This is a genomic window from Kitasatospora sp. NPDC098663, assembly GCF_044760075.1.
GTDB lineage: Bacteria > Actinomycetota > Actinomycetes > Streptomycetales > Streptomycetaceae > Kitasatospora.
The window spans coordinates 1-25,682 of the sequence record NZ_JBIWAP010000028.1; the positions used below are offsets into that span (position 1 = coordinate 1).

A 25,682-nucleotide genomic window follows, 5' to 3' on the forward strand; every position below is an offset into this window, starting at 1 on the left:
CACCACGAAGACCAACGAGGACCACGGAAGATGGATACGGGCCGGTGGCAGCGGCGATCCACGAAAAGGAACATGTGCCAGCCCCAGATCGCTGGGGAGAAACCTTCGGCGACGAGACCGTCGCCGCCGCCATGATCGACCGACTCGTCCACCACGCCGAGGTCCACTCCCTCAAGGGCGAGTCCTACCGCATGCGAGGCCGCGAACTCGGCCGCACCCGCACCACCGACAACGACTGAACAAGACCGCACGATGGCCCACGATTGAACCGATCAGACCAGCCCGATTTCAGATTCTGGATCACTTTCCGGGCTCTGTCGCTGATTGAGGGGTCTTGGTTGGTTGGTCATGGTGATAGGAGGATGCGGCGGCGTAGGAGGTCGAAGTTGGCCCGGCCGTACATCTGCCTCTTCAGGAGCTTGATCCTGGTCACGTTGCCCTCGACTGCTCCCGAGGTGAGCGTGGTGTTCAGGGCTGCGAGAACGGCTGCGTGGTCGCGTCGGGTGCCGCCGGCCAGGGTGCGGAGTTCTGGTTGTCCGTCGAGGCGGACGTCGGCGAGCCAGACGTCGAGGGCCAGGTGCTCGCTGCGGCGTTCGCGGACCATGGTGGCCAGACGCCGGGCGTACTGGGTGGTCGTGGCCAGGGCCGGGTTGCGTTCGCACAGCTCGTCGAGGCACTTGCGTTCGGTGTCGTCGAGCCGCTCGGGTCGGCGCATGATCCAGTCGGTGACGCGGCGGACGGTCAGGTGGGGCAGCGGGGCCTGTACCGGGATCGCTCCGGTTCGGTAGAGCCGCAGATGGCGCTGAACGGTGTTGACGTCACCGCGGTAGCCCAGTTGCTGGATCTCGCGGGTGAGTGCGGAGGCGTTGGTGCAGCCTTCCATCCATCGGTGGTGCAAGTAGCGCCGGTAGTCGTCGATCACGCTGGGGCGGTTGGTCGCTGCGACGAGGAGTTGCTCCACGTCGGCGGCTCGGGCGAAGCGCAGGACGGTGCCGCGGCTGAGGTGGAGTTCCCGGGCGATGGCACGCAGGCTGTCGCCGCGCTCGATGCGTTCGTGGATCTGCTGGTGACGCTCGCGGGTGCGGGCGACCAGGGGACGTGCCTGGCCGTGGGCGTCCAGCTCGTTCGAGCCGGCAGCCCCGGAACGGGGCATGTCGTCCTGCTCTTCTGCGAGGGCGAGGGGTTCGCGCAGGTCGGCGCGGTGGCGGCCGACGACGCGCTCCACGGCCTCGGCGAGGTTGTGCAGCAGGTGCCAGGCGTCGGCGACCTGTTGGGCCTGTGGCGCGCCTGTTCGGGCACCGTCGCGGAAGGATCCGGCTCGGTCTCGGCAGATCGTCCGCACTTCGGGGTGGTCGCGCAGCCAGGTGGCGAAGGTGTTCGCGGTGCGATCGGCCAGGACGTCGATCGGGCGGTGGGTGTCCATGTCCACGAGGACCGTCGCGTAGGTGCGACCACGGCGAACGGCGAACTCGTCCACTCCCAGACGCGGGACGAGGCCCGACGACGGGACGGGCAGTGCGCGGATGAGACGGAGTAGGGTGTCCCGGCACGTAGTCATGGCCAGACGACCGGAGATCCGGGCTCCGGCCCGTCCGCCCAGAAAGAGGGCGATGTCGGTGAGCTGAGCGGTGAGCGCGGTCGTGCGACGCGCGTGGCGGGACGTCAGGGCCGGGATCTGCTCGGCGAACGTCCGCCGCCCGCACCGGTCGTTCCCGCACACGAGACGACGCGCCCTCAGGTCCAGCCGCACCCGCAGACCCGCCACCGGACGGTCCGCAAGACGCCGCCGGTAGTAGCAGTGCAGCCGCGACGACATCCGCCCTCACCCCGGACAGACGGCCGACGCCGCCACCGACCGCACCGCGAGACGAACCTCGTCTTCCCCGAGAACCATCTCCTCAACCTCCACCCCGATCCCCGGGAAGAGAAGGTCTGCCACACGCACCGCATCCATCACGCCCAGGTCATGCCCACCACCCGAGCACGGTCGGCACGCACCCCTCAATCAGCGACAGAGCCCACAACTTGGGCCAGAACCGAATTCCTCCCCGTCTCCGGACACCTGCCGACGACGAGCGATCTCGGCGCAGCCGGGCCGGTAGCCCCAGCGGGCTGATCCCGACAGGCCCCTGACACATCTTCAAGTTACTATCAGGTATTTTTAAGGGGCCTTTCAGGTGAACATTGCCACTTCTTGAAGGATTGCCCGTGCCCCGTCGCCCGTCCCCCCGCCTCAGCCGCTCCGCCCGCACCACGCTCACCGCCGCCCTCACCCTCGGCACAGCGCTGACAGCACTGCCCGCCGCACCCGCCTTCGCCTCCGCCTCCGCCGACACGCGGATACCCGCCCCGGCGGCGCCTGCCGCCACCGGCACCCCGCACCTGGACCCCGTCGAGCAGATGCTGCGTCAGGTATCGCCCGGCCTGGAGGGGACGGTCTGGCAGCGCACCGGCGGCAACAACCTGGACGCCCCCGCCGGTGACCCGGCCGGCTGGCTGCTGCAGACCCCGAACTGCTGGGGCGACCCGAACTGCACCGACCGGGCCGGCACCGACAAGCTGCTGGCCAAGATGACGGCGAACATCGCCGGCGCGACCCGCACCGTCGACATCTCCACCCTCGCGCCGTTCCCCAACGGCGCGTTCCAGGACGCGATCGTCTCGGGCCTGAAGGCCTCGGTGGCGGCGGGCAACAAGCTGACCGTGCGGGTCCTGGTGGGGGCTGCCCCCCTCTACAACATCACCGCGCTGCCGACCGGTTACCGGGACGACCTGCTGGCCCGGCTCGGCCCGGCGGCCGCCGGCGTCACGCTGAACGTCGCCTCGATGACCACCTCGAAAACCGCCCTGTCCTGGAACCACTCCAAGCTGCTGGTGGTGGACGGCCGCAGCGTGATCACCGGCGGCATCAACAACTGGAAGGACGACTACATCGACACCACCCACCCGGTGTCCGACGTCGACCTCGCGCTGACCGGCCCCGCCGCCGCCTCGGCCGGCTCCTACCTCGACACCCTGTGGGGCTGGACCTGCAAGAACACCGGAGTGCTGTCGAGTGCCTGGTTCGCCTCCAGCAACGGCGCGCCCTGCCTGCCGAACCTGGAGAAGGACGCCAACCCCGGCCCCGTGCCGGCCACCGGCAACCTGCCGGTGATCGCGATCGGCGGCCTCGGCGTCGGCATCCGAAGCGCAGACCCGGCCTCCACCTACCAGCCGGACCTGCCGGCCGCCGCCGACGCCAAGTGCGGCCTGGTCGCCCTGCACGACAACACCAACGGCGACCGCGACTACGAGACGGTCAACCCCGAGGAGAGCGCGCTCCGGGCCCTGGTGGCCGGCGCCACCAGCCACATCGAGATCTCCCAGCAGGACCTGAACGGCACCTGCCCGCCGCTGCCGCGCTACGACCTGCGCCTCTACGACCTGCTCGCCGCCAAGCTCACCGCCGGCGTGAAGGTGCGCATCGTGGTGAGCGACCCGGCCAACCGCGGCACGGTCGGCAGCGGCGGCTACTCGCAGATCAAATCCCTCTCCGAGATCAGCGACGCGCTCCAGGCCCGGCTGGCGGCCCGGACCGGCGACGCGTCCGGTGCGAAGGCCACCATGTGCCGGAACCTCCAGCTCGCCTCCTTCCGCGCGGCGCCGACCGCGACCTGGGCCGACGGTCACCCGTACGCACTGCACCACAAGGTCGTCGCGGTCGACGGCTCGGCGTTCTTCGTCGGCTCGAAGAACCTCTACCCCGCCTGGCTGCAGGACTTCGGCTACCTGGTGGAGAGCCCGGACGCGGCCGCCCAGCTCGACGCGAACCTGCTGGCCCCCGAGTGGCGCTACTCGCAGGCCGCCGCCACGGTCGACTACACCCGCGGCATCTGCCCGAACTGAGCGCGTTCTCCGTCCGTCAGGATCTTCCGGGGCCGCCGGCGTCTCAGCACCTCGGGGCGCCGGGCGGTCCTGCCGACGTCGTAGCGAGGTGCCCGGTGTCCGTTCTCGGCACCGGGTGCCCGTTCTCGGGTTCGCCGTCAGAGTTCGCCGTCAGAGTTCGCCCGCCAGGATCCGGCGCTCCTTCTGGGGATCGATACCGAGCACGTCGCCCTGTAGGCCCTGGGTGTAGGGCTCCTCGCGCGGGCCGCGTTCCTGCAGCCAGGCCCAGGTGTCATGCACCGTCTCGGCGAGCGGGCGACAGCGCAGCCCGGCCGCCGCGGCCGCCCGGGAGTCCGCCCGCCAGATCGCGCCGGCGCTCCCGTTGTCATCGAACTCCGGGTACCAGAGTGGGAGTTCGCTCCACGGCCGGACGCCGGCCGCGCGCAGCCGCTGGTCCTCAACCCAGACGAGTTCGGCGTTCGAACCGCTGGCCGCCGCACAGGCCGTGAGCAGTTCGCCGTAGGTGCTCGACCCCGGCAGCGAGGTGGTCACGAACCGGCCGCCGACGCCGCGTGCCCCCAGGTCCAGCCCGAAGGCGGCGAAGTCCCGGGCATCGACCAGTTGGATCGGCAGGTCCGGCCTGCCGGGGGCCAGCACGCGCCCGCCGCGCGCCGTCCGCTCCAACCACCAGGGCAGCCGCCCGATGCTCTCGTGCGGGCCGATCAGCAGACCGCAGTTGAGGACGGTCGATCGCTCGGCGCCGAACTGTTCGAGCACCGCCCGCTCGCAGCCCGCCTTGAGCGCGGTGCTGAACGGCAGGCCGGGCGGCGAGTCGGCCGGGCAGTCGTGCAGCGGCGAGCCCTCGTCGACCGGCCGGTCGGGCCATCGGGCGAAGGCGTGGACCGAGGAGACGAAGACGTAGTGGCTCGCGTGCTCGCGCAGCAACCGGGCCGAGGTGGCGACGGCGTGCGGCTGCTGGCCGCTGGTGTCGATCACCGCCTCCCAGGCCCGGTCGGGGCCCGGCGCCCGCTCGACCAGCACGGCCAGGTCACCGGCATTGTGGCGGTCGCCGCGCACCGTCACGGTGCCCGGCAGGTCGGGTCCGGAACGGCCTCGGTTGAACACGGTGACCTCGTGGCCCCGGGCCAGGGCCTCCGTGACGAAGGCGCGGCCGAGGAACACCGACCCGCCGAGAACGAGGATTCGCATGTGACGATCGTGCCCCGGAGGCCGTGCCGCAGAACCGTGCGGCATCCGGCGGGTTCTCCCGGTCCCGCTGAGTGGCCGAGTCCCGGACCGGGCCGGGCCGTAGCCGTGGCAGCGGCGGTGACGCGTGCCGTGTCCGTGGGCGAACTCGTCGCCGCACTGCGGGGGGGTGGTCAGCGGCAGGGGGGATCGCTTGGGGACGGTCCGGGGGCGGGGAGAGGAGAGCCCGGCGCGGGCGAGGTGCAGGAGGCCAGTTCCCGGAGCAGCTCGGCGCGCAGTTCGAGGTCCGGGCCGGGGTCGGCGGCGAGTGCGCGGGTGAAGTCCTCGGCGGCGGCGGCCCGGTTGCCGAGCCCGCGGTGGGCCAGCCCCCGGTTGTAGAGGGCGACGGGATCGGGGTCCAGGGCGATGGCGCGGTCCAGATCGGCGATGGCACCGGGGGTGTCGCCGCGCTCGAAGCGGATCGTCGCGCGGTTGGCCCAGGCGGTCGGCAGGTCGGGGGCGTGCTCGACGGCCCGGGTGAGCAGGGCCTCGGCCTCGGGGAGCCGCCCGCGTTCGGACTCGACCAGACCGAGCACGCAGAGCAGGTGCGGCTGGCCGGGCGACCGGCCCAGGCCCGCGTGTGCGTCGCGTTCGGCGAGGTCGAGTTCACCGTCGTCCAGGTACAGGCCGGCCCGGTTGACCAGTGCGTCGAGGTGGCCGGGGTCAATGCGCAGGGTCCGGTCCAGGTCGGCCAGGGCCGCCTCCGGCCGGCCCAGGTCGGTGTGGGTCTCGGCGCGGTTGTAGTACGCCTCGGGGAGATGCGGGCCGAGGCGGATCGCGGTGTCGTAGTCGGCGATCGCGTCGTCCGGCCGTCCGGTGGCCCGGTGGAGGGTGGCCCGGTCGACGTAGTACTCCGCGTTCTGCGGGTCCTGCGCGATCACCGTGTCGAGGTCGGCGAGCGCCCGGGCCGGATCGCCCAGCGCGAGGTGCAGCTGGGCCCGGTTGTGCACCAGCCGGGCGCGGTCCTGGGGGCGTTCGCCGGGTGCCAGGGTCTCGGCGAGCTTCGCGATACCGTCCTCGACCGTCCGCAGCGCCGCCGGGTGGTCGCCGGCACGGCTGTCCAGCAGGGCCAGGCCCTGGCGGTGGAAGACGGTGGTGACGGTGCGTTCGCGCGGGTCGTCGAGCTGTCCGGCGAGTGTGAGGGCGCGGTCCAGCCAGGTGCGGGCGACCGTGAGGTCCCGGTCGGGCGACGGCAGGTGGCGGGCGTGGAGCATGGCGGTGGAGTAGGCCGCGGACAGGTGGATCCTCGGCTCGTCGGTGACCTGCCGGGCGTGGTCGTAGAGCGCGAGCGCCTCGGCCGGGCGGTCCAGGGCGGTCAGAGCGGTGGCCAGCATGGTGGTGAAGGCCCACCAGTTCCGCGTGTCCCCCGCCGGGGTGACCAGCGGCAGGCCGCGCCCGGCGAGCCGGACGGCGTGCTCGTAGAAGCCGCTGTGCAGGGCCAGGCCGAGCGCGGTGCGCAACGCTTCGACGCCGTCGGTGGCCGGGCGGGTGCCGCGCTCGCGGTGGTAGGGGATCGCGCCCAGCTGCCAGGACCACTCGCCGGTCGCGGCCAGTTCGTCGGCGCGCTCGTCGTGCCAGGCGGGGTCGTGGTGCGCGGTCGGGCCGTGGTGCGCGGTGGGATCGTGGACCGCGGTCGGGTCGTGGACCGCGGTGGGATCGTGGAGCGCGGTGACGTGCTCGGTGGCCGGTCGGGGCGGGCCGGTGGTGAGGGGCCGGGAGCACTCGGCGACGGCCTCCTTGAGCGCGGCGGGCAGCGAGGCGCCGCCGACGTACAGCCTCAGCCGAGACGGGTCGACGCGTCGTAGCAGGGTGTCGACGAGTTCGACGGTGGTGGCGTCCGCCTGGTCCACCCGGTCGAGCACGACGGCGGCCGGCGACCGGAGCCCCTCCGACCAGGCCGCGACGAACTCGGCTATCCCGTAGGCGAGACAGCGGGTGCGCCGGGCCGGATGGAACCTGATCTGGACGTCCGCGGCGTCCAGGGCCGCGACCGCCTCGGCGGCCCACGGCATCGTCGGCCTCAAGTCCCTCACTGCGCATATGAGTTCGACCTGATGCCGGACCACCAGCGGGGATTGCCCCTGGTCGAGGACGAGACGGCGGACGAACTCGCCGACCCCGCCGTAGGGTCCGCGCTGCCAGACCCGGCAGTCGAAGGAGCCCAGGAGCCCGTCGGCTCCGGCGGCCGCCGCGCACCGGTCCCGGGGCAGCGGTGCTTCCAGCCAGACGTGCCGCATGCTCGACTCATCCCCTTCTCGTGTCGACGGGTCCTTCCCGTGTCGACGGGCCCGTGCGGGCCGTCGCTCCGGGACCTCGGCTGACCGGTGGCGCGCCAGGGCACTCCGAGCGCCCTGGCGCACCACCGGTGTCAGTGGTGCGCCGGAGTTACCAGCACCACTCCAACCAGAGCCGGCGGGCGTTGCCGGTCAGTGCGACGGTGCCGGACTTACGGGTCGTCATCTTCCGCATGTCTGTCTCCTTCGGTGCGTGTGGGGGCGGTCGGCCGGGACTCGCGGCGACCACCGCCAATGGTGGTGATAATTCGCATGAACTGTCAAGGAATTGGGGACTCCGCTAATCAAAGAGCGGTTCTGCCGGCGGCGCCAGTCGAGGTCGGGGCTGTCGATCCGGACCGCGAACACCTGGGTCCCGACGGCGGTGAGGCGCACGTCGTACGCCTTGTCCACGCTGGCCTGGAACAGGTGGGGGCAGGCCGCGACCGCCCCGGTGATCTTCTGCGGCCCCACCTCGGACACCCACGCCTGCGCGGCTCGGCCGTCCTCTCCCCGGTACGGGCTGTGCCACAGCGGCTTGTAGACGGCGCCGACTCCCCAGTGGGCCCGGGCCCGGCAGAACGCCGCGTCCTGCCCGTCCATCCCGGCCGGGGCCCGTACGTGGAGGGGCTGCGGTACCAGACGGATCGGACGCGGCCGAGGTCGCGGGCCCGGGTGGCGGTCGTCAGGGTGCCGCGCTGTCCGTCCCCCGCGACGGGCGGCCACCGAGGCCGGTCAGTCCGTTGAACGGGGACGCGCCGGGAAACCGCTCCCCCTCGCCGGCCCGGGCGAGCGGCTGCATGATCTCTGCTGTCGTGGGTACGGTCTGAGTAAGCAGTCGTGGATCCGAAGTGCAGCAACACCAGCAGTCGGAGGACCAGGGCGATCACCTCAACCCCAGGGGTACGCACCAGCGCGTATCCCGTCCCCGACCAGGGAGCAGCACATGGCCACCGGCACCGTGAAGTGGTTCAACGCCGAAAAGGGCTTCGGTTTCATCGAGCAGGACGGCGGCGGCGCCGACGTCTTCGCCCACTACTCCAACATCGACGCGCAGGGCTTCCGTGAGCTCCAGGAGGGCCAGAAGGTGACCTTCGACGTCACCCAGGGCCAGAAGGGCCCCCAGGCCGAGCACATCCGCCCCGCCTGACTTTCTCAGCACGACGCCCCGTACCGGTCTGGTGCGGGGCGCTCGTCATGCTCGGATGACCGTACTCCGACATCACCGCCGGCGGCGGCACGCAACGGGTGATGTCGGTCCTCACATACGCGGCCACGCACGGCCACGATCCGCGCGGTCGGGGCCAGGGCCGCGCGGGAGCGTAGGCGTGCCCGCGCCAGGCTCGACGGCGTCGTCCAGGTGCGCGAGGGCCTGCCTGGCGGCGCGGACCCTGCCGCTGCTGGCGAAGGAGATGCAGGAGGAGGGCCGGGAGCCGTTCGATCTGGTCTTCATCGACGCCGACAAGCCGTCCGATCCGGAGTACCCGGAGTGGGCCCTGCGGCTGACCCGGCCGGGCAGCCTGATCGTCGGCGACAACGTGGTCCACAGCTTGCGCTTGTCGCACGTGACCCGTTTGGCCCAGTTGCGTTGATATCACTGTGCCCGCCCCTGCTGCTTGCAGGCCAGGCCCCCGGCCGGGGAAGAGAGGCGGGCCGCTCATCCGTGACCGTCACGCTGCCAGGATGTCCGGACCACGTCGGCTGGCGTCGTGCTCGGCTGATGGTGTTCGCCGTGTCGCCGGGGCCGGTTCACCCGCTTCGGCGCCGTTGCTCGGGAAATCCCCAGCTCTGCGGTGACATGCGCGATCGGACGAGTCCTTCGACGTTCGATCAATCGGTGGCGGCCCTCTAACGGACAGTGGTGGGCCCGCGTGGTCATGGTGTCGTCGAGGCCGTACGGGACGTTCGGGGTCGTGCGCGGGTGACGATGAGTGAGACGTTCTGTCCGCCGAAACCGAATGAATTGCTGAGCACGGCCTCCTGGGGGACATCTCGTCGCGCTGTGACGACATCGAGATCGATGTCGGGTCCGACGCCAACCCCGGTGAGGTTGCGGGTCGGCGGGATGACGCCGTGCTCCACGCTGAGGACGGCGATGAGCGCCTCGATCGCACCGGCCGCGCCGAAGAGATGACCGAGTGCCGCCTTGGGGGCTGTCACGGTGGCGCGGCCGAAGACCTCCCTGATCGCGTGTGCCTCGGCGATGTCGCCGGCCGGAGTCCCGGTGGCGTGGGCGTTGAGGTGGCTGATCTGTTCGGGAGTCAAACCGGCTTGGGTGAGGGCCTTGCGCATGGCGGCGACCTGGCCGAAGCCGTCGGGGGCGGGTGCCGTGATGTGGTGGGCGTCGGCGGCGATGCCGGCTCCTGCGAGTACGGCGTGGACGTGTGCGTGTCGGCGGCCGGCGTGCTCGGCGCTTTCGAGTACCAGGACGGCGGCGCCTTCGCTGAGGACGAATCCGCTGCGGTCCGCGGCGAAGGGGCGGGAGGCTGAGGCGGGGTCGGCGGTGTGCCGTGAGAGTGCTTGTGCCTGGGCGAAGCCGGCGACGGTGATCGGGGTGATCGCGGCCTCGGTGCCGCCCGCGATGACCACGTCGGCTTCGCCGGCGCGGATGAGTCTGGCCCCCAGGGCGATCGCCTCGGCGCCGGAGGAGCATGCCGAGACAGGGGTGTAGGCCCCGGCCCGTGCGCCGTATTCGATGCTGATCAGCGCCGCTGCCGCGTTGGGCATGAGCATCGGTACCGTGCGTGGCGAGACGCGCCGCGTCCCGGCCGTCTCCAGTACGTCGTCTTCCTTCAGCAGTGTCCGTACGCCCCCGATGCCCGTGCCGATCGCTGACGCGAGCCGGTCCTGGTCCACCTGCGGGGCGCCGGCGTCGGCCCAGGCTTCGGCCGCTGCGATGAAGGCTGCCTGCTGCGAGCGGTCGAGCCGCCTGGCCTGCACCGGCGGCAGCGACTCGGCGGGGTCGATCGCCATCGTTCCTGCGGCGGTGTCGGGAAGGCCGGTGTCCTCGTGGCCGCGCAGGGCGCCGCCGCGGATGCCCGACCGGCCGGCGAGCAGGGCTTTCCAAGTGGACTCCACGTCTGCGCCGAGTGGGGTGATCGCGCCGAGTCCGGTGATGACGACTTCGGTCCTGTGCATGCCCTTCAACCTTTCTTGTATGCGATACAAGCGAACGGTCCAAGTTGTATCACATACAATTACGGTGTGGAGAAGAAGCGAACCGAAGCCCGACCAACGCCGGCCCGGTCGCGTGACCGCGGTCGCGCGACGAGACGCCAGCTGATCGAGGCAACCGCACGGCTGTGCAAGGAGCGGCCCGGGGCCGAGGTGAGCGTCGCGGAGATCGCGAACGCGGCAAGCGCCTTCCCCAACCAGGTCACCTACTACTTCGGCTCCAAGGACTCGCTGCTCGTGCACGCCGCCTTTCTCGGCTTGCTGCACGACGCCCGACGGATCGAGCGCATCGGCCGCCAGGCCCCCGATGCGACGACCTTTCGGCGCAACATCGCCCGCGCCGTCCTGGCCATGCCCTCGCTCCCGTCGGTCGCGCGGGCACTCGCCGCCGGGATCTCCAAGCCCGAACTCTCCCCCGTCGTCGACCGGCACCTCCAGTTGCTGTTCCGGCAATCCGAGCGCTTCGTGAGCCAGCTCATCGACGGTCGCGGCTGGAGCGTCCGTCGACCGCTCGACGTGGAAGCCAGGACGTTCTGGAGCACCGCGCTCGGCGCAGTGCTGCTCGTCCGCGCCGGGGCACACGGCACCGTCGCCGACCTCGACCTCGCCGGAGCACTGACCATCCACGACGAACCCGAGCACGGCTAGCCCGGTCGAACGGGCCTGTGGCGACGGAGTCGATGGATTCCATGCATCCCGACTCTCTCTCGCGCGGTATCCGGCACGCGCCCGCGGACTTGTTGCGACCGATCCGGGCCGATCCGGATACTCGGTGCGCGAACCGGCGCCGGCCTGCGCGGGCCTGCGCGGCCGCCGCCGTCGAGGAAACGAGGAACGCATGCGACTGATCGCCGTTGAAGAGCACTTCCTGCCGTCCGAGCACGGAAAGGAGGTGATGGCCGGGTATGGCCTGCCACCCGCCGCGGCGGGCCCGTTGGCGGATCTCGGCGCGGGTCGGATAGCGGTCATGGATGCGGCCGGCATCGATGTCCAGGTGCTGTCGGTGGTCGCTCCGGCCGCTCAGGAAGTACCTCGTCCGCGTGCGGTTGACCTGGCGCGGGCGCTGAACGACCGGGCGGCAGAGGCGATCCGGCAGTACCCGGGGCGATTCCGCGCGCTGGCGAGTCTGCCCATGCCCGTCCCTGAAGCCGCCGCAGCCGAAGCCTTCCGTGCGGTGCGCGATCTGGGGTTCTGCGGAGTCATCATCAATGGCCATACCAGTGGCCGATTCCTCGACAGCGCCGAGTTCGAACCGGTCCTCGCGGCGGCGGAGGAGCTCGGGGTCCCCGTATACCTGCACCCGACATATCCGCCGGCTGCTGTCATCAAGGCATATGGAGCAGGTCTCGACCCGGCTGTCGCTGCGTTGTTGATGACAGCAGGGTGGGGCTGGCACGCCGAGACCGGGATGCACGTCCTGCGCATGGTGCTGGGCGGTGTGTTCGACCGGCACCCGCGTCTGCAGGTCGTTGTCGGGCACATGGGGGAGAACCTGCCGTTCTCCCTGCTGCGTGCCGACGAGGTCCTCAGCCGTCTGCGGCCGGGGCGCGAGTCCGTCGCCGACACGGTGCGCTCCCACGTCCACCTCACGATCAGCGGATACACCACCGTCGCTCCCCTGCAATGTGCGCTGACGGTGTTCGGAGCCGACCGGCTGATGTTCTCCACGGACTATCCCTTCGGAGACCCCGTCCAACACGCCACGTTCCTGCAAACCGCTCCGCTCAGCCCCGAGGACCGCGACAAGATCGCGCACACCAACGCTGAACGCCTATTCAACATCTGAGACTTGACGTCGCCCTTCCAGGTGGCGGTGGCTGACGCGGCGCCAGCACGGGTTCTCCACCCATCCCCTTCGCCGAAGACCAGCACCGCGATCCAGGCGATGGCGGCTCTCGGCTTCGTGGCGCTGGTCGGGGCGGTCTTCACCCGGTGGGTCCGGGTCAGCGGGCGGGGCCGATGCCCCAGGCGGCGGCCCGGGCGGCCGCGGCCGCGCGGTTGGGCACGTCGAGCTTGGCGAGGATGTGCTCGATGTGGGTTCCGACGGTGCGGGGCGTGATGTGCAGGCGCCCGGCGATCTGCCGGTTGGTGCGGCCGGCGGTCAGTTCGGCCAGCACCTGGAGTTCGCGCGGCGAGAGCCCGCCGGGCCGGGGTGCGTTCGCGGCCGGGCCGGACGCGGCGAACGCCTCGGGCGGCGGGCCCGCGTGGGCGGTGACGGCGGCGGCGAGGGCCTCGGTGAGGAGGGTGACCACGGCGCGCGCCGGATCGGGCGCGCGCCGAGGCCGGCGGGTGCTGACGTTCAGCATGCCGACGTACCGGCCGTCGGCGGCGAAGAGGCACTGGGCCACGCCGTCCTCGATGCCGAGGGGACGCAGCACCTCCCGGAAGCCCGGGGATGCCGCCAGGAGTTGCCCGGGAACGTCCCCGAGCCACAGGGCGCCCCGGGCCGGCCTGCGGAGCACCGGGAACACCGGGTCGCGGTGCAGACGGGTCTCGATGTAGGCCGTGGCGTCGTCCGGGTAGCTCCCGGCCAGGGTGGTGTGGCGCCGGCGCAGCGGATCCCACCCGGTCAGGGAGGCGTGGTCGTACTCCACCACCTCCGACAGCGCCGCCAGGACCGCGTCGACGCCGCCCGCACCGCTCGTGGCGCTCCTGGCGGCCTCGCGCACGCGCAGGGCCGCCTCCAGGATGTCCGCACCGCCGCGCCGTGTTGCCATCATCCAAGGATGATCATGTGCCCGGGTCGCGTCAATCGCGCAGGGTGTCGTGCACGATCCGCCCGTCCACGACGGTCAGGACGACGGGCATCGCCGGGATGTCGTGGGCATCGGCGGCGAGCAGGTCCCCGTCCAGCACACAGAGGTCGGCGACCTTGCCCACCTCCAGGGAGCCCTTCCAGTCGTCGGCGAAGTCCTGCCAGGCCGCGTCGATGGTGTAGGTGCGGATCGCCTCGGCCAGGCCGATGCGCTGCTCGGGACCGCTGACCCGGCCGTCGGCCTTCGACTCGCGCAGCACCATGGTCGCCACGCCCTGGCGCCAGTCCGGGAACGTGACCGGGGCGTCCGACCCGCTCGCGACCCGCACCCCGGCGTCGATGGCGTCCCGGTAGGGCCAGGCGTAGGCGGCCCGCTCGGCGCCGACGAAGTCCTCCTCCATGTCGGCGACGGTCCACTTGATGGTGGGGTTCATGTTGACGCCGAAGCCGTGCGCGGCCAGCGCCTTCATGCTGTACGCGGTGAGGAAGTCGCCGTGGATGACGTAGTGGCGGGCGTCGGGCCGCGGGTGCTCGGCCATGGCCGCGGCGAAGGCGTCCGCGACGGTGTCGATGGCCCGGTCACCGGTGACGTGGACGCCCAACTGGTGCCCGGCGGCGTGGGCGTGGCGGATGATGGCGGCGATCTCGGCGCTGCGCTCGGTGTCGCTGCGGCCGCCGACGCACAGCGAACCGCAGCCGCCGCCGACGTACGGCTCGTGCATCCAGGCCGTCTTGTTGGGCACGACACCGTCGGCGAAGACCTTGACGCCGTGGATCGCGAGGCGGCGTGGATCGGCGCCGATGGGGGCGGCGGGGGCGGCAGGGGCGGCAGGTTCGAGGGGTTCGCCGGGTTCGCCGAGGGCCGTGAGCACGGCGAGGCCGCGGGTGAACTCCTCGGTGGTACTGGCCATTCCGGTGGGCAGGAGCAGGACGCCGACGCGGGCGGTCAGTTCACCGTCGGCCAGCAGCCGGCGGTAGACGTCGAGGGTCTCCGTGCCGAGCGCGCCCCGCATGATGCCGTCGCCGCCGGGGCCGAGCCCGGGCTCGGTGTAGCTGGTCACGCCGAGCCGGGCGAGCGTGGCGAGGGCCGACCTGACCGCGTCGGTCCGTTCCTGTCGGCTGAGCGCCGGCAGCGCGTTCTGGACGAGGTCCTGGGCGCCCTCGTGGAGCAGTCCGGTGGGCTCCCCCGCCTCGTCCACGACGATGGCCCCGCCGGGCGGCGCGGCGGTGTGCCGGTCGATCCCGATCAGCTCCAGCGCCTTGGAGTTGACCCAGGTGGCGTGCCCGGAGAAGGAGTACAGGACGACCGGGTGGTCCGGGCTCACGGCGTCGAGGTCGCGCCGCGAGGGCATCCGCGCCGGATCGGCGACGCACTCGTCGAGGTAGCCGGTGTCCCAGCCGTGCCCCGTGATCCACTGCCCGCCCGGGGCTCGGCCGACGGCCTCCCGCACCGCCTCGGCCACGTCCGCGAGAGAGGACACGGTGGGGTGGCCGAGGTGGAGGGAGAGCGGCGGCGACGCCATGCCGAAGGCACATCCGTGCAGATGCGAGTCGTTGATACCGGGAAGCAGCGTCGCCCTCCGCAGATCGACGACCCGGGTGCCCGGTCCGATGAGCGGTGCGACGTCGTCGCGCCCGCCGACGGCACTGATGAGCCCGCCGGTCACCGCCAGGGCCGAGGCGACGGAGAACTCCGCGTCGACCGTGACCACCTGCCCGTCGAGAAACACCAGGTCCGCATACGTGTGCACAGAATGGCCCCTTTCGAAGACCGGGCGCATCACGGCCGCCCGGGAATGCTCTCCCGAGGACTATGTCCGCGCACCCGCCCCTCGCACATCGGTCATCCCACCGATACGCGCTCCCCCGGTAGCGGGGTGACGCCCCACCGCGGTCGGGTCAGGTCAGGACGGCACCGGGCCGTGCAAGCTACATGGTCCAGCGCATGGTCAACGGCTTGCCGTAGCCCGCGAGGCCTCGAAGGAGGAGTTCACCCAGGACGATTCCGCTGTCGGTGACGAAGAGCGGCATGGCGTACGGGAAGTCCTTCGACCACTCGGGAAGCGCGATGACGGACCCGTCGGGGTTCCAGCGCCGCGCGCGGAGCTGGGCGCGGGCCGGCCAAGGGTCGCTGGTGTACCCGACGATGACGCCCTGGTCGTTGATACCGGTGGCGACGCTCGTGAGCGTGGTCGGCGCGAGCGGCAGAGGCGTGCCGTCGACGGCCCAGCGCGCTGCCTGTCCTCCCACGCCGCCCACCACCGTGCCCGCGTTGTTCACGGCCGTCGCCTGGCTGCCCGCCCCCAGGTCGGAGACGGCGCCGGCGGCGTTCCAGACGAGGGCGTGGTCCACGCTCGGCTCACCGCCCGGCCGGCCGGCCCCGATCACGACACCGGAGTCGGTGATGCGGGCCGCGCTGCTGGTCACGTAGCCCGCCGGCACGTCGAGCGCGGTGACGGTCCCATCGGGGCTCCACGCCACCGCCCGACGGGAGGCGGGACCGCCGGCCGGGTACGAGTAGCCGACCGCCGTACCCGAACTGTTGACGGCGACGGCCTCGCTCTCGGTGTCACCCGGCAACGGCGGCAGGACGACGGGTGCACCGCTCGCCGGCCACGCGACGGCGTGTTTCGCGGCCGCCTCGCCCGCCTCGCCCCAGGAGGACCCCACCGCGGTGCCGTTGTCACCGATCGCGGCAGGGGCCGCCGTCGTGTCGCCGGGCAGCGGAGGCATTTCGGTCGGCGTGGACGGGGAAGTCCATCGCACCGCGTGCTGCCGGCCCCCGACCTGTGCGGCGGAAGTCCCCACCACGGTACGGGCGTTGTTGATCCCGACCGGACTACCGCCGGCATCCCCCGGCAGCAGCGCGAGTGATTCCGTCGACCAGTCCGCCCTCCAGAGGAGCATGTACGTCCTGATGTTCTCGCCACGGGTGAGGTCCCCCACGATGACGAAGGAGACGCTGTCCCCGTTGCCGTTGGCGGCCTTGAGCTCACTGGAGTAGGTGCCGGGCTCGATGGGCGGCGACCCCACCGAGATACCCCCGGGGTAGGGGTTGGCGACCGCAGCCGGTGCCGAACCCACGGCCAGGGCCGCGGCCGTGGCGGCGGCGACGGCCGCCGCGACTGTGCGAGAGGTGCGCTTGCTCATGGGATGTGCAGCTCCTGTCTCTCGTTGACGTCACGGAGGCACCGCCGAGCCGATGGCACGCCGCTTCCCCGCCCCCGTGCCGCGCACCAGTCTCCGTCAGCCCGGCCGGGAGGCGCAGCCCGATCGGCGATTTGCCCCCGACCGGTTCGTCGCCGGATCGACGCGAACTCGCCGACAGAACACGGATGTTGCGGCACCGAAGGGCGGCGCGCCCGGCCGGATCCTGGGGGACGAAGGGCAGGTGTCCCGCTATGGTCGGCTGGGCACTCGGGATCCGGGGTGCCGGTCATCGACGGAAGCGGGGCCGGAATCGTCATGGTCAGGTCTGTGGTGCGGTTGATCACCGGGGCACCGGGGGCGGGCAAGTCGACACTTCTGGGCCGACTGCGGGAACGGTCCGTCACGGTGGTCGACTTCGACGAACTGCCCGACGACGACGGCCGGTTGCTCGGTATCGACATCACCTCCCCGGACGCGTCCGGCAGCTGGCCCGACTACAACCGCCTGTGGGTGCGGATCGCAGGCATGCTCGCGCGGGGAGGCGGACCCGTCCTGGTGTCCTGCCCCCTCACCCCGGCCGAGTGGGAGGCTGCCGCGGCCGATGTGCCGGACGCCCCGGAGGTCGTCTGGGCACGGCTGGACTGCGCGGACCACGACCGCCGCGTGCGTTTGGCCGCCCGCGGCTGGAGCGCGGAGCAGGTCGAGGAAGCCCTCCGGGACGCCGACGAACTGCGCGAACTCGTCCCCACGGCCTTCACCAGCTCCGGCCGCGCCCCGATGGAGGTCGCCGAGGACGTCCTGCGGTGGATCACCGACTCGGCCAACACCTGACCTGGCGACGATCGGAGCCGGCTCCCCTTCCCCGGACGGGTCGACCACGGCGACCGGCACCAGTGGCCCCCTTCCGGCGGCCGTCGGGTCTTGGGGTTGGAGTTGGGTTGGGTTGACGAGATCGTTCGTACTCGGGAGCATGTGTCGCCGCGTGCGTGCGCGGGTGTGTGCAGACCGGATTCGTGGGGTGTGGGGTCATGAGGTTCGTGGTGTCCGAGCGGTGCGTGGGAAGGATCGGGCTGGCCGTCGGCGCGGCACTGGTGTTGGCGGCCTGCGCGGCAGGCGGGGGCGACGGAGGGCCGGCCGGTTGGTCGAGTGCCGGCGGGCCGGCGCACGGCCCGGCCCCCACCGAGGCGATCGACTCCGTCGACTCCGTTGACTCCGTTGACTCCGCCAGGGCCGTCAGGGCCGCGTTCGGCGGGGCTGTCGGGACCGAGGACCTCACCGGGTTCGGCGCTGCGGCCGGCCCGGTGGCCGTGGTCCGGCAGGCCGGTGCGCCCGCCACCACCCTCTCGATCACGGAGGGCGAGGTCGGCGAGGTGGGTCCGCACGGGACGATCACCTACCCCTCGGTGACCAGCTGCCTGGTCGTCACCGTCTACCTGCGGGACGGCGGCAAGGTCGGCGGCCATGTCAGCCTGTTCCAGGTCCCGGGGAAGTACTACTCGGACGAGGTCCTGCCGGCCATCAGGCGTGCCGTCGGGAGCCGACGGGTGGCGGCCGTCGACGTCAGCGGGGCCGTCGGGGCCTGGAACCCCTCGTACCTTCGGAAGGCCATCGAGCGGTACACCGACGGGTCGGTCCCCGAGCCGACGGGCGACGCGAAGGGGATCGGTGACGTCGTGGCCAAGATCCTGGGCCGGCAGGCCAAGGAGGTCACCGTCCGGGACGTGCCGGACGGCGACATCATCAGGTGAGCACCGCGGCGACGGCCCGGCCCCGTACGCGAGGGGAATGACCACCGCCCGCGCGCCATGGCCTCCGAGGAGAACGAGCCGACGGGGCACCGATCACCGGGGCGCGGGCCCGGCCTCCGGCGGCACGGGGCACCCGCCGGCCCCACTCAGAGGACCAGTTCGACAAGGCCTGCGAGCAAGCTGACGGCGATACCCAGGACCGCCACGGTCGTGAGCCCGATGAGGAGGCCGACCAGCAGGGTCATGAACTCCGGGGCCTGGCCACGCCGGACTCCGACCAGCAGCCAGCCCGCCGGCACCGCGCCCATGACAAGGACCATGCCCGCGCCGATGCCGTACTTCACGGCGGGCGCCGACGACGGCTCGTAGGCCACTCCCCGCACCAGCCGCACCGCAAGCCGGGTGCCGGCCCGGTGCTTGCCGTTCGTGCCGTTCACCACGATCGGGCGGGCCTCGTCCGCGGAGGCGCCGGCCGGCGTGAACCGCCCCTGGCAGTCGGTGCCGTCGCTGTTGCCCTCGCTGTCGGACACCTCGTAACAGCGGTCCACCAGCACCACGCCGTCCGGCGGGCCCAGCCCCATGGCCGCGCCCATCCGCTCCGCGCTCAGCCACCAGGCCAGCCACACCGCCCCGGTCAGGAGCACCACCGCCAGCATCCCCGCCACCACACGCACCGCCACCCGCGCCGTCACACCCCACACGCCGCCTCCCGTAGTTGCCGTACGAGCCGCACGAGCCGCGCCCGTGGTGCAGGGTCTGCCCGACCGCCGGGACCGGCGCGGCCAACTGAGGATGTCAGCAAGGCAGTTGGCGCGCAATGCCTCGCCCGGGCCCGGCGGCACCCGATGCCGGTGAGCGGCGCGGTGCCGGACGGGCGCGCCCATGCGCGCGTGGTGGCGGTGCCGGCGTGCTGGCGGTGCCGGCGCGACGGAGGCCGCGGCCCAGTCCGCTCCTCTCCTCAGCTCGGCGCGGGCGCCGCACCGTCGAGGACGAGGTCAATGATCCTCCGGCTTACCTGTTCCGGGTCCAGCCGGTCGGTGCTGCCCGATGCCATGCGGGCGAGGAGGGGGGAGACGAGGAGTTCGGAGACCAGGTCGAGGTCGATGTCGGGGCGGATCTCTCCTCGCTCCACGCCGCGTCGCAGGACCTGGTTCATGGCGCTGCGGCGGGGAGTGACGATCTCCTCGAAGTAACGGCTGTGCAGCCGCGGAAAGGTTGCGGCCTCGGCGTTGAGAGCGCGCAGCATGCTGCTGGCCCGCTCGTCGACGACGCGCTCGGCCAGGGCCTGGAGAAGGACCGCGAGGTCGGCGCGTGTGTCCGCGCCAGCCGGCAGGGGCCGCGGTTCGTTGATCGCCTCCAGCACGTCGAGGTAGAGCTCGTCCTTGGTCTTCCAGCGCCGGTAGACGCTGTTGCGCGAGACCCCGGCCTGCTTGGCGATGGTCACCAGCGACAGGCCGGTGAGGGTGGCGCCCGAGGCGACCATGCCGAGGACCGCCTCGATGATGGCCGTGTCGGTGGCGGGGTCGCGCTGCCGGCCGCCGCGGCGGCCGGGGAGTTCCGTGGTCACGCCGGTAACGATACAGCCCTGTTGCGTTAGAGGGTCGGCAGCTGGCAATAATGGAACAGAGCTGTTCTGTTTCCTTTGGAGGGGTCCATGTCCATGCCCGGTCCCATCGCTCCCGCCACCGAGGCCGGCAGCCAGTCCGCTGCCGCCCCGACGCCACCGCCCGCACGCGTCCCCGTCCTGATCGTGGGCGGCAGCATCGTCGGGGCGTCGGCCGCCCTGTTCCTCGCGGCCCGGGGCATCACCCCCGTCCTCGTCGAGAAGCACTCCGCGGTCTCGACCAGGCTGCGCGCCAAGCTGTTCTATCCGCGAACAATGGAGGCCTACCGCTCGGTCGGGGCCGACCAGGACGTCTACGCCGTCCAGCACGGACTCCCACCGGCCGACCACGCCGCGGTGGTCGCCTCGCTCAACGGCCCCGAGCTGCGGCGCTGGCGGCTACCGGCCGCGGCGGACTTCAGCCGCCTCTCGCCCTGCCCCAGCGCCTTCGTCAAACAGGCCGACCTGGAGGAGGTCGTCCGCGCTCACGCCCTTGCGGCCGGCGCCGACCTGCGCCTCGGCCACCGCCTTCTCGAACTGCGCCACCACGACGACCACACCGTGGCCCGGATCCGCGGCGCCGACGGCGCCACCTACACCATCACCGCCGACTACCTGCTGGCCGCGGACGGGAACGGCAGCGGCGTCCGCGAGCACCTGGGCATCGGCCGCAGCGGCACCGAGGTGGTCGCGCACGTCATGGAGATCGGCTTCGAAGCCGACCTGCGCCAGGTGCTCGACGGCCGCCGGCTCGCCCTGGCCTTCACCGGCCCGCCCGAGCACGCGTTCCTGAGCTGGAACACGGCACAGGACCGCGGGACGGTGTCGGTGACCTACGACCCCGACACCACGGATCCAGCCGCGTTCGACGTCCAGCGCTGCCGCGCCATCGTCTCGCGCGCGCTCGGCCTGGCGCCGTCGCACTTCACGCTCACCGGACACCGGCCCTGGCAGATGGGCGGCTGGCTGGCCGACTCCTACCGCGCCGGCCGCGTCTTCCTGCTCGGCGACGCGGCCCACGTCACCCCGCCGACCGGCGGATTCGGCGCCAACACCGGCATCCAGGACGCCTGGAACCTCACCACCAAACTCGTCTCGGTCCTGCGCGGCCACGCCGACGCGCGGCTGCTGGACGACTACGAAACCGAGCGCCGCGCAGTGGGCCGGATCACCGTGGACCAGGCACTCCTGCGCGCCCGCGACCGCGCCCGGGCCCCGATCGAGGACCGCCCGCTGCTCAGCGAGGCGGCCGTGGCCATCGGCTACCGCTACCCCATGCCCGGCGACGACCCGGCCGCCGCCCTCCCGGCGGCCGACGAGCCGGAACGCTGGCACGGCGAGCCCGGCACCCGGCTGCCGCACCTGCCCCTCCCCGGCGCGGACCGGCCCCGCTCCACGCTCGACCTGGTCCGCGACGGCCGCTACCTGGTCCTCGCCGGACCCGAAGGACACCCCTGGATCCGGGCCGCACGCGAGCTGGATCCGCACAACGCCTTCCTCGACACGGCACTCCTGCCCCGCCGGAACACCCCGGCAACGGAACGGCCCGCCGACACCTGCGGCACCGGCGACCACGGCGCCCTGCTGGTCCGCCCCGACCACGTGATCGCCTGGCGCACCGCCCACGCCGCCCCGGACCCCGTCACGGTCCTCGCCACCGCCACGCGACGGGCGTTGGGTGGATTTGTTCACAAAAGAACCGGTTCTGGTCCAGCTCCTGGAGCTCCTGCGGAATGGTGACGCTCCGTAGGTTCTCGGGCAGTCGCCGACCAGCGGGGTCCAGCCCGGATTGCCGAACTTCGCCGAGCCCAGCGTGGAACCCGAGTTGTCGCCTTCGTAGAAGGTCTGCGGGGACGGGTGGTACACGCCGGCCTTCGTGGCCCGGGTCTGGACGTCGTCGACGATGTTCTTGTAGCGCAGGGCCTTGTACTCGCTGTTGGGGTGCGAGTCGAGGGTGCCGTTGATGGAGGCGCCGGTGACGTGCTTCACCGGGGTGGACCCGAAGGAGTAGTACGAGAAGGTGGTGTGGGCCGCCAGGCCGGCATCAAGGCCGCCCAGAACGGCTGGCTCTGACCGGCCCGAGGCGCGCCGTGTCAACCCGCAGCTCCCCGATGGATTGTCACAGTCCGGTCCTCGCGATGTCCTGGTGATTGTGACGCCGCGCGTGCCACCAAAAGTCACTGACCGACCGTCATGGTGGGTGTCCGGCAAGCCAGCACGCACCGCCATCGAGGAGCCACCATGTCCGTCCGCCGCCGTCGCCCGCTGCTCGTCACCACCGTCCTCGCCGTCGGCGCCGGACTCGTCCTGACCGCCTGCGGGCCCGACAACGCCGACCAGGCCGCCGGCCCGAAGACCTCCTCCACCACCGCGGCCGTCGCACCCGCCCCCACGGGCGCGGCCCCCGCGGCGGGGTCACCGACCGCACCCGCCACCGCGGCCGCGTCACACGCCCCCACGAGCGCACCCCACACGTCGTCCGCCTCCACCAGCACCCGGCCCAGCGCCGGCAACGCCCCCACCGACGCCGCCCCCTGCGACATCGGCAACCTCTCCATCCACGTCACCACCCGCCCCGGAGCACCCGGCCAACGCGTCATCGACGTCCAGAACACCGGCGCCAAGGCCTGCAGCCTCAGCTCCTCCCCCGGCGTCAACCTCGGCAACTCCACCGCCCGCGACCAGAGCAACAACATCCGGCCCGTACTCGCCAGCGGCACCCTGCGCTTCCCCGTCCCCGCAGGCCAGAACGCCTACGTCGTCATCGACCTCAACCCCACCAACGCCACCACCGGCACCACCCCCGACATCAACGAGATCAACGTCCTCGCCGACCAGGACGACACCAACATGCCCCTCGCCGCCACCCACAACTTCCCGCTCACCCCCGACACCCGCGTCCTCAACCCCCACATGGGCAACTACCGCGCCACCATCGCCGAGGCCGTCACCTCCATGGCAGCCGCCGGCAAGTAACCCCGGCACCACCACCACGGGGGTGCCCGTCGCTCACGGGCCCGGTCGGTGTTCCGGTGCGACAGTGTTCCGGTGCGACGGTGATCAGCGGGTGGAAGTGGGCGAGTTCGGCGGGCTCGTCGACGGGTTCGCCGTCGGCCTCGATCCACGCGTGGGCGCGGAACGGGGCGGTTCGAACGCCCGTGCGCCAGGTCGGCCAGGTACCGCGCGCGCGGCACAACAGCGCTGCGGCGATCGAGCGTTGGAGACACCCCTGGCCGGCGCAGCGCATGCTGAGGGCCACCACGGCCTGCCGGGCGGCCAGCGCCTCGGCCCGACCGGCGGGGCGGGCGCCGCGCCGCAGTGCGCTCATCAGCCGACGGATCCGGGCCGGCGGGAGCCGTTCGACCAGCCGCGCCGCGCCGATCGCCGCGAGCACGGCCGGCCGCAGGTGCCAGGGCGGCCGGCCCGCGTGGTAGGCGTGCGCGTGCAGGCTCATCCGGTGACCAGCCCGGCGGTGCGCAGGCTCTCGTGCAGCCGGTCGACGTCGGAACGTGCCCGGGCCGCCGTCACCGGGAACCGGCCGCCGAGGTCGGCGGCGATCTCGTCGGCGGTCCGACCCTCCAGCAGGGACCGCAGGATGAGCAGCCCGGTGCGGTTCAACTGGAAGTAGCGGCCGGAGCGTTCGTCCAGGACGACGGCGCCGTCGTCGGTCGCGGTGAGCGTCACGTCGGGGCGCAACCGGGTGGCCATTCAGGCTCCTTGGGCGGTGGTCGGGGAAGCGGGGTGGGGGCTCGTCCCGTGGGCGCGCAGCCAGTGCTCGCAGGCGAGCGTCGCGTCCAGGGCCGCGTAGGAGGTGCCGGGCGGGTACAGCCCGAGGCAGGCCTGCCGGAGGGCGTCGGGGTCGACGAGTCCGGCGCGGGCCAGAGCGCTGTCGTCGATGAGCGCGGTGAGTTCGGCGCGGTGGCGGGCGAGCCCCTGGTGGGTGTCCGGGCTGAAGTCGCCCTTGCCGGTACGCCGGAGGAGGTCGGCCGGCACGTCGGGCGCGACGGCCGCGGTGAGCAGCGGCTTGTACGCGAAGGGCGTTCCGCGGGTGGCGGGGTCGGCCGCCAGGCAGGCGTCCAGGACCTGGTCGTCCAGGAAGGGCACGCTGTACGGCGTTCCCGCGCGGGCGGTGGCGTCGATCAGCTGCCGCATGGCCGCCGCGCTGTGCCGGACCATGCGCAGCGCCTGGTGCTGGGAGTGCTCCGGCGCCAGCGGTTCGGAGCCCTGGGCGGCCCGCAGCTGTTCGCGCACCAGTTCGGCGGTCTTGGCGGTGGCCCAGGGCGGCAGCCGGGGTGCCAGCCCCCAGCCGAGCAGTTGGGTGGTGCGCGGCGGGTCGGGGTGGGTGAGGCGGTCGGCGGCGCGGGCGAGCCAGGCCGGGTACGGCCGGGGGTCGGTGAGGGCGCTCAGGGCGTCGGACAGCGTCCAGCGCAGACGGGCCCGGTGTCCGCGCAGGTGGCGGGCGGCGGTGGCCGGGTGCCGTGGCAGGACGGTGCGCAGGTAGGCGGGCAGGGCCTGCAGCACCTCGTCGCCGCCCTCGCCGCTGATCCGCAGCCGGGCGCCGTGCGTCGCGAGCAGCCGGGCGACGGCTTCGTCGCGGGCCCTGGTCCGGGTCCAGGCGAACGGTTCGTCGCCCTGCGGTCCGGGTGTGTCGATGTCCGCGAACATCGCGGGGATGTCCTCGGCCGGCAGCACGAGTCGCCGGCCGGGCAGGTGGCGCGCGGCTCGCTGCGCCCAGGCGGCGTCCTCGTGGTGGGGGTCGACGGAGCCGATGGTGACGGTGAGCAGTTCGGCCGGGCCGGTGGCGGCCAGGAAGCACAGGGGTGTGGAGTCCAGCCCGCCGGAGAGGTCGGCGGCGATCAGCCCGCCGTCCCTGGTCCGGGTGTCGACAGCCCGGTGCAGGGCCTGGCCGAGCACCGTCGCGGCTTCGGGCGGGGTTCGCCGCGGGGCGGGCGGGTGCCAGTGGGCGAGGGTGCGGGCGGGGCGCCCGGGGGCGAGCACGGCCGCGTGGTTCGGCGGCACGGCGGTGACTCCCGGCCACAGGGGCAGCGCGTCGACGGGGTGCGGCAGCGGGTCGGCGAGCCTGAGGGCGAGCCGGTCGGGGGACGGGCTGAGGCCGGCCGCGGCGGCCAGGACGTCAGCCCGGTCGGACAGCACGGGGACGCCGTCGACCTCGGCCAGGTGGAGACGGCGCAGTCCGGACAGCGAGCCGCGCGCGGCCACGGTGCCGTGCACGGTGGCAAGGAGGTGGAAGCTGCCCGCGAGGTCGCCCCCGAGGGCGAGCACGTCCCGCGGGTCGCGAACGCGTTCGGCGTGGCGGCGCAGGCGGTGCGGGTCGGCGTCGGAGGTGCCGAACACGGCCAGCGCGACCGGTCCGGCCTGGACGGTGACCGGCTCGTCGCCCGGCCAGTGGCCGAGGATCCAGGGACGCCCGCCGGGGTGGTGCAGGGCACGGCACTCGGCCGTGCCCCACACCGCGGCCGTCGCGGCCCCGGCTTCGGTGTCCGGAAGGACCACGAACCAGGTCCGCGGGTGACCGCTCATCGACCGGTTCCTCAGGGGGCGAGGTAGTAGCCGTGGACATCGGACTGGTTGCCGATGTCGAAGCCCCGGGTGAGGTCCGCGAAGTCGCCGAGTTCGATCAGCATCGGGGGCTCGTACACGTCCAGCGTCGGGGGCTCGTACACGTCGGTCATGACGATGTCCTCTCGTTCACAAGGAATGGGACGCGATCACCGGCCGGTCGAGTACAACTCTTCTCTGCCGACTCCCCGATGGACAAGCGGTGCCGGAGGCTTCGGCCGGAACCTGACGGTCCCCCAGCTGGGGGGCCGGTGCCGCTCCCGGGGCTGCCGCGCACGTGAGTGCCGGTC

Annotated in this window: 22 protein-coding genes and 1 pseudogene; 10 read left to right on the plus strand and 13 right to left on the minus strand. The window is 72.5% G+C overall.

Going from position 1 to position 25,682, the window contains the following annotated elements; translation table 11 throughout:
* Positions 1 to 74: 74 nt before the first annotated feature.
* On the plus strand, positions 75 to 239 hold the full coding sequence (locus tag ACIQVZ_RS27245) for an ATP-binding protein (protein WP_402453392.1): 165 nt from the start codon (positions 75 to 77) through the stop codon (positions 237 to 239).
* A gap of 107 nt (positions 240 to 346) precedes the next feature.
* On the opposite strand, the gene ACIQVZ_RS27250 is transcribed toward ACIQVZ_RS27245, so the two are convergent.
* The gene (locus ACIQVZ_RS27250) at positions 347 to 1,816 is read right to left on the minus strand and encodes an ISL3 family transposase (RefSeq protein WP_402453393.1); all 1,470 of its coding nucleotides are present in this window, start codon (positions 1,814 to 1,816) and stop codon (positions 347 to 349) included.
* 392 nt (positions 1,817 to 2,208) lie between these two features.
* On the opposite strand from ACIQVZ_RS27250, the gene ACIQVZ_RS27255 reads away from it, so the two are divergent.
* Positions 2,209 to 3,885, plus strand: coding sequence for a phospholipase (locus ACIQVZ_RS27255; protein ID WP_402453394.1), 1,677 nt, complete (start codon positions 2,209 to 2,211; stop codon positions 3,883 to 3,885).
* Positions 3,886 to 4,035: 150 nt separating this feature from the next.
* Here the strand turns inward: ACIQVZ_RS27255 and ACIQVZ_RS27260 are convergent, their stop codons facing one another.
* Positions 4,036 to 5,073 (minus strand): NAD-dependent epimerase/dehydratase family protein, encoded by a 1,038-nt coding sequence (locus ACIQVZ_RS27260; RefSeq protein WP_402453396.1) that lies wholly within the window; start codon positions 5,071 to 5,073, stop codon positions 4,036 to 4,038.
* Positions 5,074 to 5,243: 170 nt separating this feature from the next.
* Positions 5,244 to 7,346 carry a tetratricopeptide repeat protein gene (locus ACIQVZ_RS27265; RefSeq protein WP_402453397.1) on the minus strand — a complete coding sequence of 701 codons (2,103 nt, stop codon included), beginning with the start codon at positions 7,344 to 7,346 and terminating at the stop codon, positions 5,244 to 5,246.
* 982 nt (positions 7,347 to 8,328) lie between these two features.
* Between ACIQVZ_RS27265 and ACIQVZ_RS27270 the strand changes: the two genes are divergently transcribed.
* Both ACIQVZ_RS27270 and ACIQVZ_RS27275 read left to right on the plus strand, forming a co-directional pair.
* A complete protein-coding gene (locus ACIQVZ_RS27270) occupies positions 8,329 to 8,532 on the plus strand; it encodes a cold-shock protein (RefSeq protein ID WP_184941582.1) in 204 nt (67 codons plus the stop codon).
* Between the two features lie 229 nt (positions 8,533 to 8,761).
* Positions 8,762 to 8,926 (plus strand): annotated as a pseudogene (locus ACIQVZ_RS27275) (methyltransferase); the annotation flags it as partial.
* A 331-nt stretch (positions 8,927 to 9,257) separates the two neighbouring features.
* Here ACIQVZ_RS27275 and ACIQVZ_RS27280 read toward each other — a convergent pair.
* On the minus strand, positions 9,258 to 10,520 hold the full coding sequence (locus tag ACIQVZ_RS27280; RefSeq protein WP_402453398.1) for a beta-ketoacyl-[acyl-carrier-protein] synthase family protein: 1,263 nt from the start codon (positions 10,518 to 10,520) through the stop codon (positions 9,258 to 9,260).
* Between the two features lie 66 nt (positions 10,521 to 10,586).
* On the opposite strand from ACIQVZ_RS27280, the gene ACIQVZ_RS27285 reads away from it, so the two are divergent.
* Positions 10,587 to 11,204: a TetR/AcrR family transcriptional regulator C-terminal domain-containing protein gene (locus ACIQVZ_RS27285; protein ID WP_402453400.1), complete on the plus strand. Its 618-nt coding sequence runs from the start codon at positions 10,587 to 10,589 to the stop codon at positions 11,202 to 11,204.
* A gap of 190 nt (positions 11,205 to 11,394) precedes the next feature.
* Positions 11,395 to 12,342, plus strand: coding sequence for an amidohydrolase family protein (locus ACIQVZ_RS27290; protein ID WP_402453401.1), 948 nt, complete (start codon positions 11,395 to 11,397; stop codon positions 12,340 to 12,342).
* A gap of 157 nt (positions 12,343 to 12,499) precedes the next feature.
* Here the strand turns inward: ACIQVZ_RS27290 and ACIQVZ_RS27295 are convergent, their stop codons facing one another.
* The 3 genes from ACIQVZ_RS27295 to ACIQVZ_RS27305 all read right to left on the minus strand — a co-directional run bounded on the left by ACIQVZ_RS27295 (position 12,500) and on the right by ACIQVZ_RS27305 (position 16,461).
* Positions 12,500 to 13,276, minus strand: a complete 777-nt coding sequence (locus ACIQVZ_RS27295; protein WP_350878631.1) for a LuxR C-terminal-related transcriptional regulator — start codon at positions 13,274 to 13,276, stop codon at positions 12,500 to 12,502.
* A gap of 28 nt (positions 13,277 to 13,304) precedes the next feature.
* Positions 13,305 to 15,062, minus strand: coding sequence for an amidohydrolase (locus ACIQVZ_RS27300; protein ID WP_402453404.1), 1,758 nt, complete (start codon positions 15,060 to 15,062; stop codon positions 13,305 to 13,307).
* A gap of 178 nt (positions 15,063 to 15,240) precedes the next feature.
* Positions 15,241 to 16,461: a hypothetical protein gene (locus ACIQVZ_RS27305; protein WP_402453405.1), complete on the minus strand. Its 1,221-nt coding sequence runs from the start codon at positions 16,459 to 16,461 to the stop codon at positions 15,241 to 15,243.
* Positions 16,462 to 16,776: 315 nt separating this feature from the next.
* Here ACIQVZ_RS27305 and ACIQVZ_RS27310 point away from each other — a divergent pair, with 315 nt between their 5' ends.
* Complete coding sequence (locus ACIQVZ_RS27310; RefSeq protein ID WP_402453406.1) at positions 16,777 to 17,292, plus strand: AAA family ATPase; 516 nt, start codon at positions 16,777 to 16,779, stop codon at positions 17,290 to 17,292.
* 197 nt (positions 17,293 to 17,489) lie between these two features.
* Positions 17,490 to 18,209 carry a hypothetical protein gene (locus tag ACIQVZ_RS27315; RefSeq protein ID WP_402453408.1) on the plus strand — a complete coding sequence of 240 codons (720 nt, stop codon included), beginning with the start codon at positions 17,490 to 17,492 and terminating at the stop codon, positions 18,207 to 18,209.
* Between the two features lie 146 nt (positions 18,210 to 18,355).
* Here the strand turns inward: ACIQVZ_RS27315 and ACIQVZ_RS27320 are convergent, their stop codons facing one another.
* Both ACIQVZ_RS27320 and ACIQVZ_RS27325 read right to left on the minus strand, forming a co-directional pair.
* On the minus strand, positions 18,356 to 18,910 hold the full coding sequence (locus ACIQVZ_RS27320; RefSeq protein WP_402453410.1) for a hypothetical protein: 555 nt from the start codon (positions 18,908 to 18,910) through the stop codon (positions 18,356 to 18,358).
* 257 nt (positions 18,911 to 19,167) lie between these two features.
* Positions 19,168 to 19,776 (minus strand): TetR/AcrR family transcriptional regulator, encoded by a 609-nt coding sequence (locus tag ACIQVZ_RS27325; RefSeq protein ID WP_402453412.1) that lies wholly within the window; start codon positions 19,774 to 19,776, stop codon positions 19,168 to 19,170.
* Positions 19,777 to 19,869: 93 nt separating this feature from the next.
* Between ACIQVZ_RS27325 and ACIQVZ_RS27330 the strand changes: the two genes are divergently transcribed.
* Both ACIQVZ_RS27330 and ACIQVZ_RS27335 read left to right on the plus strand, forming a co-directional pair.
* The gene (locus tag ACIQVZ_RS27330) at positions 19,870 to 21,552 is read left to right on the plus strand and encodes an FAD-dependent monooxygenase (RefSeq protein WP_402453414.1); all 1,683 of its coding nucleotides are present in this window, start codon (positions 19,870 to 19,872) and stop codon (positions 21,550 to 21,552) included.
* A gap of 501 nt (positions 21,553 to 22,053) precedes the next feature.
* Positions 22,054 to 22,788 carry a DUF4232 domain-containing protein gene (locus ACIQVZ_RS27335; RefSeq protein WP_402453415.1) on the plus strand — a complete coding sequence of 245 codons (735 nt, stop codon included), beginning with the start codon at positions 22,054 to 22,056 and terminating at the stop codon, positions 22,786 to 22,788.
* Here the strand turns inward: ACIQVZ_RS27335 and ACIQVZ_RS27340 are convergent.
* From ACIQVZ_RS27340 to ACIQVZ_RS27355, 4 genes are read right to left on the minus strand one after another with little or no spacing between them, the layout of a single operon-like run.
* Positions 22,760 to 23,266 (minus strand): lasso peptide biosynthesis B2 protein, encoded by a 507-nt coding sequence (locus tag ACIQVZ_RS27340; protein WP_402453416.1) that lies wholly within the window; start codon positions 23,264 to 23,266, stop codon positions 22,760 to 22,762. The genes ACIQVZ_RS27335 and ACIQVZ_RS27340 overlap by 29 nt on opposite strands.
* Positions 23,263 to 23,520 carry a lasso peptide biosynthesis PqqD family chaperone gene (locus tag ACIQVZ_RS27345; protein WP_350878644.1) on the minus strand — a complete coding sequence of 86 codons (258 nt, stop codon included), beginning with the start codon at positions 23,518 to 23,520 and terminating at the stop codon, positions 23,263 to 23,265. The genes ACIQVZ_RS27340 and ACIQVZ_RS27345 overlap by 4 nt, the downstream gene beginning before the upstream one ends.
* Positions 23,521 to 25,353 (minus strand): asparagine synthase-related protein, encoded by a 1,833-nt coding sequence (locus tag ACIQVZ_RS27350; RefSeq protein ID WP_402453417.1) that lies wholly within the window; start codon positions 25,351 to 25,353, stop codon positions 23,521 to 23,523.
* Between the two features lie 11 nt (positions 25,354 to 25,364).
* On the minus strand, positions 25,365 to 25,505 hold the full coding sequence (locus ACIQVZ_RS27355; RefSeq protein WP_350878647.1) for a lasso RiPP family leader peptide-containing protein: 141 nt from the start codon (positions 25,503 to 25,505) through the stop codon (positions 25,365 to 25,367).
* Positions 25,506 to 25,682: the final 177 nt, after the last annotated feature.

What these genes read in the sequence shown, in the direction of transcription:
- ACIQVZ_RS27250 (WP_402453393.1), bottom strand. Translation starts at nt 1,816, where the DNA reads ATGTCGTCGCGGCTGCACTGCTACTACCGGCGGCGTCTTGCGGACCGT.
- ACIQVZ_RS27260 (WP_402453396.1), bottom strand. Translation starts at nt 5,073, where the DNA reads ATGCGAATCCTCGTTCTCGGCGGGTCGGTGTTCCTCGGCCGCGCCTTC.
- ACIQVZ_RS27265 (WP_402453397.1), bottom strand. Translation starts at nt 7,346, where the DNA reads ATGCGGCACGTCTGGCTGGAAGCACCGCTGCCCCGGGACCGGTGCGCG.
- ACIQVZ_RS27270 (WP_184941582.1), top strand. Translation starts at nt 8,329, where the DNA reads ATGGCCACCGGCACCGTGAAGTGGTTCAACGCCGAAAAGGGCTTCGGT.
- ACIQVZ_RS27280 (WP_402453398.1), bottom strand. Translation starts at nt 10,520, where the DNA reads ATGCACAGGACCGAAGTCGTCATCACCGGACTCGGCGCGATCACCCCA.
- ACIQVZ_RS27290 (WP_402453401.1), top strand. Translation starts at nt 11,395, where the DNA reads ATGCGACTGATCGCCGTTGAAGAGCACTTCCTGCCGTCCGAGCACGGA.
- ACIQVZ_RS27295 (WP_350878631.1), bottom strand. Translation starts at nt 13,276, where the DNA reads ATGATGGCAACACGGCGCGGCGGTGCGGACATCCTGGAGGCGGCCCTG.
- ACIQVZ_RS27305 (WP_402453405.1), bottom strand. Translation starts at nt 16,461, where the DNA reads ATGAGCAAGCGCACCTCTCGCACAGTCGCGGCGGCCGTCGCCGCCGCC.
- ACIQVZ_RS27310 (WP_402453406.1), top strand. Translation starts at nt 16,777, where the DNA reads ATGGTCAGGTCTGTGGTGCGGTTGATCACCGGGGCACCGGGGGCGGGC.
- ACIQVZ_RS27315 (WP_402453408.1), top strand. Translation starts at nt 17,490, where the DNA reads ATGAGGTTCGTGGTGTCCGAGCGGTGCGTGGGAAGGATCGGGCTGGCC.
- ACIQVZ_RS27330 (WP_402453414.1), top strand. Translation starts at nt 19,870, where the DNA reads ATGCCCGGTCCCATCGCTCCCGCCACCGAGGCCGGCAGCCAGTCCGCT.
- ACIQVZ_RS27335 (WP_402453415.1), top strand. Translation starts at nt 22,054, where the DNA reads ATGTCCGTCCGCCGCCGTCGCCCGCTGCTCGTCACCACCGTCCTCGCC.
- ACIQVZ_RS27340 (WP_402453416.1), bottom strand. Translation starts at nt 23,266, where the DNA reads ATGAGCCTGCACGCGCACGCCTACCACGCGGGCCGGCCGCCCTGGCAC.
- ACIQVZ_RS27345 (WP_350878644.1), bottom strand. Translation starts at nt 23,520, where the DNA reads ATGGCCACCCGGTTGCGCCCCGACGTGACGCTCACCGCGACCGACGAC.
- ACIQVZ_RS27350 (WP_402453417.1), bottom strand. Translation starts at nt 25,353, where the DNA reads ATGAGCGGTCACCCGCGGACCTGGTTCGTGGTCCTTCCGGACACCGAA.
- ACIQVZ_RS27355 (WP_350878647.1), bottom strand. Translation starts at nt 25,505, where the DNA reads ATGACCGACGTGTACGAGCCCCCGACGCTGGACGTGTACGAGCCCCCG.